The following is a 7,641-nucleotide window of genomic DNA, read 5'->3' on the forward strand; positions in this document are numbered from 1 at the left end:
GGTCGGCCGGTGGATCCGGACCAGTGGGCCGGTGTCGACCGGACCAGGTGTCTCGACCACCCACGCCCGCATGGGGACATCTTCCAGGCTGCTCACCGCTCCGGCCGCGATCTGGGCGCGGCGCTGCAGGTCGCGTGACAGAACCATCCGCATCACCTCGTGCTCTCTACACCATCCTGATCCGACATCCCGAGCGGCGACAGGCGCGCACGCGCCGGCGCCTCGCGAGCACGCTCGCGCCGACCACGGCGACGCCGGGCAACCTCGTAGGCCATCTCCGGTCGTCACCGTGCCTGTCGGAATCGCTTGTCGTGGCCGGCTGGGAGGGCGATAGTGGGCCGCATGGGTCGGTGGCCCCCTCACGCGAGGTGTCACGACGACCCGCAGCCCGCGGGGGGCGACTGACGGTCGTCTTCCGGGAGCTAACAGCGGGCGTCGCGGGATCTCCTTGTCCACTCTGGGTCCAACGAGCAGCGACATCGCGCCTTCTGGGAACGGGGTGAAGCGTGGCGGCTGCGGAGGATGCTGCTCGGGCGAGCGCTGAGTCGATGTCGCCCGACGCTGGACACGTCGTGAGAGACGCGAACCAGCCGCCTCGCCAGGCCGGCACTGAGGGTTCACCGGTGCCCGCGAACACGGAACTGTGGTTTCCGGACGTTCCTCGGATGGAGCTGGAGGAGGTGATCGACCAGCTCACCGCCCGTGCCCAGGACGTCTTGGCCGCTCAAGGGCGGCTTCGGCAGCTCCTCCGGGCGAACGCTGGGGTGGTGGGGGACCTGAGTCTGCCGGTTGTGCTGCGCCAGATCGTCTCGTCCGCGCGCGACCTCGTCCAGGCTCGGTACGCGGCGCTTGGCGTGGTCCGGGACGGGGTCCTCGAGGAGTTCATCCACACTGGAATGGGCGCCGAGCAGGTCGCGCGCATCGGCCACTTGCCTGAGGGTGACGGCATCCTGGGCCTCCTGATTGACCATCCCGAGCCGGTCCGGCTCGGCGAATTGGCTGATCACCCCATGTCGGTCGGGTTCCCGAAGGACCACCCGCCCATGAAGAGCTTCCTCGGCGTTCCGATCCGGGTCCGAGACCAGGTCTTCGGCAACTTGTATCTGACCGAGAGCGTCAACGGGTCGTTCAGCGTCGACGACGAACAGCTCGTCACTGCATTGGCGGCCACCGCCGGGGTAGCGATCGCGAACGCGCGTCTGTTCGACGAGACCGAGCAGCAGCGCCGATGGCTGTTGGCGTCCAGCGAACTGACCCAAAAGCTGTTCGAAGGTTCGGACGAGTCGCCGTTGGCCTTAGTACTGCGGTATGCCGCCCTCGGCGCGCAGGCCGACTCCGCCGCCTTCGTCCTGTCCGAGCCGGGTTCCGGCCTACGCGTCGTCGCGGCCATGGGCATACCGTCGGACGACCACATCGTGCCCGGCGAGGGTGGTCTGGCTGCTCGGGTAATCTCAGCCGGCGAGGCGGTCCTCACCGACGACTACGTATCCGAGTACCGCGCGGCGGCGTCCGGGGATCCGGCCACTCAGGTGACGAGCGCCGTCGGCGTCCCGCTGCGCACCGTCGCCCAGACCACCACCGGGGCCCTGACCTTGGGCCGGGTCGCCGGTCGGCCCCGCTTCACGGCCGCCGACCGGGACCAGCTGGCCAGCTTCGCGACCCAGGCCGGCGTGGCGCTGGAACTGGAGCAGGCTCGCAAGGACCGCGAGGTGCTGCTTCTTCTCGAGGACCACGACAGGATCGCCGCCGACCTGCATGACCACGTCATCCACCAGCTGTTCGCCGTCGGATTGGGCCTCGCCGCCATGGTCGACCGAGTGCCGGCCCCCGAGCAGAAGCAACGCCTCGTCGAGTACATGGACACCCTGGATCAGACGATCGACCAGATCCGCTCCACGATCTTCCGGATCGAACAGGGGCGCCCGTCCCCGCAGGCGCCGTAGGGGTCGACGAGGGCCGATCGCGGGGATATCGAGCCGCTTCCAGTCCACGTCAGCGTGAGCGGTCCATCATGCGCCTGGAGAACGCTCAACCGAACGGGTCGATCGGGATCGGCACCGTTTGTACTGGGCAGCTCGCCACGGTGCGGCACCGGTTCGCCAGCGAAGGCCCTTCCGGAACGTCTCGCTCCTCGTCGACCCCGACCACGACGAGGGCGGCGTCCCGCGACCTGGTGCGGACGGCGGCCGTGGGATCGCTGCGGACGACCTCGAAGACGCTGTGCGTACGGGGGTGGCCGTGCAGGGCGAGGAGGGCGGCGCGAAACATCCGGTCCTCGGCGAGCCCGCTGCCCTCGTCGTGGTGGTAGGTGGGCACGACCTGCAGAAACCGTACGGGTGCGTCGCGCCCCACGGCCTCCTGGACGGCGACGGACGCGACGGCTCGGGCCGAACCGTCATCGACCAGCACAGCGACCACCTCCGCCGGCTGCCGCGACGGATAGCCGAACCGATGGGTGTCTCGAAGCGTCGTCGTCACGCGTCCACCATGCGTCGGCCGGACCGGCCGCCGTCAGAGTCCAAGGTCCCCTCTCGCCGACCGCTCGAACGTCGGCCCGCACATACCATCGTCTCCGTGGGATCACCAGACGAGGCGCCCTCCATCTCGTCGTCGTGGCCTGGTGCCCACTCGCTTGATCTGGACGACCTGGTCGACGAGCTGAGAGCACGGGCCAGCGCGGCGCGCCAGGCCCAGGACCGGATGCGCCAGCTCCTCGACGCCGTCGTCGCGATGAGTGCCGACCTGGACCTGGCCGAGGTCCTCGGACGGATCGTCGAGTCGGCCACGGCACTTGTCGACGCGCGCTACGGCGCCCTGGGCGTCATCAGCAGCGACGGCGAGCGGCTCATCGAGTTCGTCACCCGGGGCGTCTCGACGGAGGAGCGCGCCAGGATCGGTCACCCGCCGCGGGGCCACGGCATTCTCGGGCTGCTCATCCGTGACCCCCAGCCACGACGGCTCCAGGACATCGCCGAGCATCCTGAGTCCTACGGTTTCCCACCGAACCACCCGGAGATGCACACGTTCCTGGGGACGCCCATCCGGATCCGGGACGAGGTCTTCGGCAACCTCTACATGGCCGAGAAGCAGGGAACCGGGGGCGGCTTTACCGAAGAGGACGAGGCCATCCTCGTGGCGCTCGCCGCCGCGGCGGGTGTGACGATCGAGAACGCACGGCTGTTCGACTCCACTCAGCGTCAGCGGCGATGGTCGGACGCCGTCTCCGAGATCACCCAGCTCCTCCTGGAACGCGAGGACGAGGACGCCGCACTCGGCCTCGTGGCGCATCACGCTCTCGTGCTCAGTCGGGCTTCCGCGAGTCTCGTTGCGCTCGTAGGAAACGACCGCGAGCTCGAGGTTTGCGCTGAGGCGCGAGCAGAGGGCCAGGGCAGGCCGGTCGCCTCGGCCGCCAGGCTCGTAGCCCCGATGTGGACCGAGGTCCGGTCGGCGAAGCAGCCGATCCTTCTGGCGCCGGCCACCCCGGCCGAGACGACCCCGTGGCGTCAGGAGATCATCGCGGCGATCGGCCCGGCCGGAGTCGGGCCGACGGCGGTCCTGCCCCTACCCCCGGGCCACGGGGACGGCGGCGTACTCGTCGTCTCCTGGGACGAGGAGGCCGAAGGGCTGCCCCGCGAGTCGATGCCGTCGCTGACCGACTTCGCCCAGCAGGCCGGGCTGGCTCTGCTGGCCGGGCGGGCGCAGAAGGACCGTGCCCTCATGGCGCTGCTGGACGACCGGGACCGCATCGCCCGAGACATGCACGATCACGTCATCCAACGCCTCTTCGCTACCGGTCTGTCCTTGCAGTCCGCAGGCCGGTTGGCGACGCATCCTGCGGTCCAGCCACGGATCGAGGACGCCGTCGACGACATCGACGCGGCCATCAAGGAGATCCGGCAGGCGATCTACCAGCTGCATCGCCCAGTCCGTCCGGCCGAGACGTCCGCGCGTCTCGAGGCACTGGCCAGCTCCTCCTCCGAGGCCTTGGGCTTCGTCCCGACACTCGACATCGAGGGTCCCGTCGACGAGCTGTCGCCGGTCGTCGCGTCCGATGTGCTCGCCGTGGTGCGGGAGGGACTGGCCAACGCCGCGAAGCACGCCGGCGCCGACCGGCTCGACGTGCGAGTCGCTGTGGACGACGAGTCGGTATGCGTCGTGGTCTCCGACGACGGCGGTGGTGTCGACCCACGACGAGCCCGGGGAGGGCTGGTCAACCTGGCGGAGCGAGCGACGGCGCGCGGTGGGACGTTCGACATCCTTCCGGAGAGCCCACGCGGCACCGTGTTGCGGTGGCGCGCTCCGAGATGACGACAGGGATCGGGACCTTGGTCCCCCCGTACGGTCGGGGTCCCTACCCCATGCTGGGGAGGTCGGATGGTGGCTTAGTTCGTGCTGAAGGAGCGGGGATGTTGGTCGGCGAGATCATGACGAGCCCGGTGGTCACCGTTCGGGCGGACACGTCCCCCCAGGTCGTCATGTCGCTACTGGCGCGGCGACGGCTGACGATGCTCCCCGTGGTGGACGCCGAGAACCGGTTAGTCGGCGTCGTGAGCGAGGTCGACCTGCTGGCGCTGCCCGAACCGCTGGACCCACGCGCTCACCTTCGCCCGGCCCCTCCCGTCGTCGCGGGGTCGGCGCCGAGAACCGTTTTCGAGCTCATGTCGAGCCCTCCGCAGACGACGTCGGAGCACGCCGACGTCGCCGAGGTGGCCGCACTGTTCCGGCGCACGGCCTGGAAATGCCTTCCGGTGATGCGGGGCGACGAGCTCGTCGGCGTGGTCAGCCGCAGCGACATCATCCGTGCCATGTCCCGAGACGACGACGAGATCCAGGACGACGTGAACCGGCTCCTGGCGGACCTCGACCCGAGTTGGCAGGCCACCGTGACCCAAGGGGTCGTCACCATCACCGGGCACGGCCCGGATCGCCAGGGAGACGCCGCGGCGTCCTTGGCCGCCACGGTGATCGGCGTGCGAACGATCAGGCTGACGGAGCCCCGACGCCACGACGTGTCAGCCGAAGGGACAACACGGTCCACGGCGTCCCCATGGTCGGTGGACACCTGGGTCTGTCCTCCCTCGAGCGGGACAGGAGTGGACCAGCTGTGACCATTCGCGTCTTCCTCCTGGACGACCACGAGATCGTCCGCCGTGGCCTGCGGGAGCTGCTCGAGGCGACCGACGACATCGAGGTCATCGGTGAGTCGGCGTCGGCCAAGGAGGCAGCCCGGCGCATACCGTCGCTACGGCCGGACGTCGCCATCTTCGATGCCCGTCTCCCCGACGGGTCGGGAATCGACGCGTGCCGGGAGGTGCGATCGGTGGACCCGACCATCAAAGGACTCGTCCTGACCTCCTACGACGACGAGCACGCCCTGACCACCGCGGTGCTCGCCGGCGCATCCGGCTTCCTCCTCAAGGACGTCCGCGGCAACGGTCTGGTCGACGCCATCCGTCGGATCGCGGCCGGCGAGAACCTGTTGGACACCGCGCAGGCGCACCGGCTCGTCGAGACGTGGCGCGTCCACGGGGACGCCGACCCACAGCTCCGTGTGCTGACACCGCAGGAGCGCCGCATTCTCGCGCACATCGCCGCCGGCCAGACGAACCGTCAGATCGGTGAGGAGATGTTCCTCGCGGAGAAGACGGTGAAGAACTACGTGACGTCCGTCCTGGCCAAGCTCGGCATGGAACGGCGGACGCAGGCGGCCGTCTTCGCGGCCACCCATGAGGGTGGGATCAAGCGGGACCAGCTGCCCTGACCGGGACCTTCGGCCCTGTCCGGCGGGAGGTCTGGCCGAGAGTCTCGAGGTATGACCACTCATGAGCCCGCTGACGTCGAGGTGCTGTCCACCATGGAGTGCTGGGAGCTGCTGCGTGACAGCGTGGTCGGCCGCTTGGCCGTGGTCGTGGAGGGCCGTCCGGACATCTTCCCGGTGAACCCGGTGGTGGACCACGGGTCCATCGTGTTCCGCACCTCCGCCGGCACCAAGCTCGCGGCCACGAAGGACCGTGAGGTCGCCTTCGAGGTGGACGGGTACGACGTGGGCTCCGCCAAGGCGTGGAGCGTCGTCGTCAAGGGCCGGGCCAACGAGATCTGGGAGGTCGACGAGATCCTCCGGGCGCTACGCCTTCCCCTGTCCCCGTGGCAGCCGGGCCGGAAGCCCCGGTTCGTGCGCCTCGAGCCCGCGAGCGTCACGGGGCGCCGGTTCGTCGTCGAGGGTGGCTTCACCACACCTCAGCCGGACCCGGACGCCTCGAACTCGCGTAGCGACCATCCCTCGAACGTCTGAACGACATTCCCTAACAAGAAGTTTCGATGAAAGCAGCCGTCTACACCGGTCCTGGCCGTCCCTCATGGGACGACGTGCCGAAGCCCACCGTCCTCGAGCCGAACGACGCCGTGGTGCGCGTCGACGCGGTGACGATCTGCGGCACCGACCTGCACATTCTCAAGGGTGACGTCCCGACCGTCGACCGTGGACGCGTCCTCGGGCACGAGGCCGTCGGGACGATCGAAGAGGTCGGTTCCTCCGTGACTCGGCGCCGCGTCGGCGACCGGGTCCTCGTCTCCTGCATCTCGTCCTGCGGCGCCTGCCGATTCTGTCGGGCCGGCCAGTACGGACAGTGTCTCGGGGGTGGGGGATGGATCCTCGGTCACCGGATCGACGGCACGCAGGCCGAGTACGTCCGAGTTCGCTTCGCCGGGAGCGGGGCCCGTGGGCTCTGAGTCGCGGCTACTCGCGGCCAAGGGCGCCGGCTGACGTGACCACCTCCGCCTCCGGTGCCGACGCGATCGCGCTGGTCCAGGACCTCACCGACGGACTCGGGGCCGACGTGGCTATCGAGGCGGTCGGCCTTCCGGAGACCTTCGAGCTCTGCACCGCCATCGTCCGGCCCGGTGGGCGCGTGGCCAACGTCGGCGTCCACGGCGCCCCCCGGCGACGCTGCACCTCGAGGACCTGTGGATCCGCAACGTCACGATCACGACGGGCCTCGTGGACACCTACTCGAGCCGACGCTGATCCGGCTCGTCAAGTGCGGCCAGCTCGACATGGCTCCGCTCATCACCCATCGGTTCCCCTTGGACGACCTGCTGCAGGCGTACGAGGTGTTCGCCGACGCGGGGCACTCCGGCGCCCTCAAGGTCGTCCTAACCGGGGAGGAGAAGGTCATGAAGAACGCCCTTGTCGTCTATGAGTCGATGTTCGGCGCGACTCGCCAGATCGCGGAGGCCGTCGCTGACGGCCTCTCGCGGTCGACTCGCTGCACCGTCGTCGAGGTGGGCGACGCTCCGACCGTGATCGACAAGGATGTCGAGCTGCTGGTGATCGGCGCGCCCACTCATGCCTTCGGGTTGTCCACGCCGGACACTCGCCACGCGGCCCAGAAGGAGACGATCACGCCGGTCATCTCGGGCGACCTCGGGGTCCGGGAGTGGCTGGCCGCACTGGTTCTCCTGTCGCCCAGGACGAGAACGGCCGCGTTCGACACCCACGTGAAGCAGCGGTGGGTACCAGGGTCTGCGGCGCACAAGATCGCCCACTCGCTCGCCCACAAGGGACTCATGCAGGCGCAGGAGCCGGTCTCGTTCCGGGTCGACGGCACCACCGGCCCTCTCCTCGGCGGCGAGCTCGCCCGG

General features: G+C 69.5%; 8 protein-coding genes and 1 pseudogene. 8 read left to right on the forward strand and 1 reads right to left on the reverse strand.

The window, feature by feature from the left end; all coding sequences use genetic code 11:
• Positions 1–665: 665 nt before the first annotated feature.
• Positions 666–1,943 (forward strand): GAF domain-containing protein, encoded by a 1,278-nt coding sequence (locus VIG79_RS07665; protein ID WP_331884212.1) that lies wholly within the window; start codon positions 666–668, stop codon positions 1,941–1,943.
• Between the two features lie 85 nt (positions 1,944–2,028).
• Here the strand turns inward: VIG79_RS07665 and VIG79_RS07670 are convergent, their stop codons facing one another.
• Entirely contained in the window at positions 2,029–2,478 is a 450-nt protein-coding gene (locus VIG79_RS07670; protein ID WP_331884214.1) for a hypothetical protein, read from the reverse strand.
• 96 nt (positions 2,479–2,574) lie between these two features.
• Here VIG79_RS07670 and VIG79_RS07675 point away from each other — a divergent pair, with 96 nt between their 5' ends.
• The 7 genes and pseudogenes from VIG79_RS07675 to VIG79_RS07700 all read left to right on the forward strand — a co-directional run.
• A complete protein-coding gene (locus VIG79_RS07675; RefSeq protein ID WP_331884216.1) occupies positions 2,575–4,308 on the forward strand; it encodes a GAF domain-containing sensor histidine kinase in 1,734 nt (577 codons plus the stop codon).
• Positions 4,309–4,406: 98 nt separating this feature from the next.
• Positions 4,407–5,108 (forward strand): CBS domain-containing protein, encoded by a 702-nt coding sequence (locus VIG79_RS07680; protein WP_331884218.1) that lies wholly within the window; start codon positions 4,407–4,409, stop codon positions 5,106–5,108.
• Positions 5,105–5,761, forward strand: coding sequence for a response regulator transcription factor (locus VIG79_RS07685; protein WP_331884221.1), 657 nt, complete (start codon positions 5,105–5,107; stop codon positions 5,759–5,761). The genes VIG79_RS07680 and VIG79_RS07685 overlap by 4 nt, the downstream gene beginning before the upstream one ends.
• A 51-nt stretch (positions 5,762–5,812) precedes the next feature.
• Positions 5,813–6,292 carry a pyridoxamine 5'-phosphate oxidase family protein gene (locus tag VIG79_RS07690; protein ID WP_331884224.1) on the forward strand — a complete coding sequence of 160 codons (480 nt, stop codon included), beginning with the start codon at positions 5,813–5,815 and terminating at the stop codon, positions 6,290–6,292.
• Positions 6,293–6,318: 26 nt separating this feature from the next.
• Positions 6,319–6,729: an alcohol dehydrogenase catalytic domain-containing protein gene (locus VIG79_RS07695; protein ID WP_331884227.1), complete on the forward strand. Its 411-nt coding sequence runs from the start codon at positions 6,319–6,321 to the stop codon at positions 6,727–6,729.
• A pseudogene (locus VIG79_RS19770) lies at positions 6,645–6,950 on the forward strand (zinc-binding dehydrogenase); the annotation flags it as partial. The gene VIG79_RS07695 and the pseudogene VIG79_RS19770, both read left to right, overlap by 85 nt.
• A gap of 13 nt (positions 6,951–6,963) precedes the next feature.
• Positions 6,964–7,641, forward strand: a 678-nt coding sequence (locus tag VIG79_RS07700) for a flavodoxin domain-containing protein (protein WP_331884230.1), incomplete at its 3' end; no start/stop codon positions are given.

This window comes from Lapillicoccus sp. (genome assembly GCF_036559105.1).
Classification (GTDB): domain Bacteria; phylum Actinomycetota; class Actinomycetes; order Actinomycetales; family Dermatophilaceae; genus Lapillicoccus.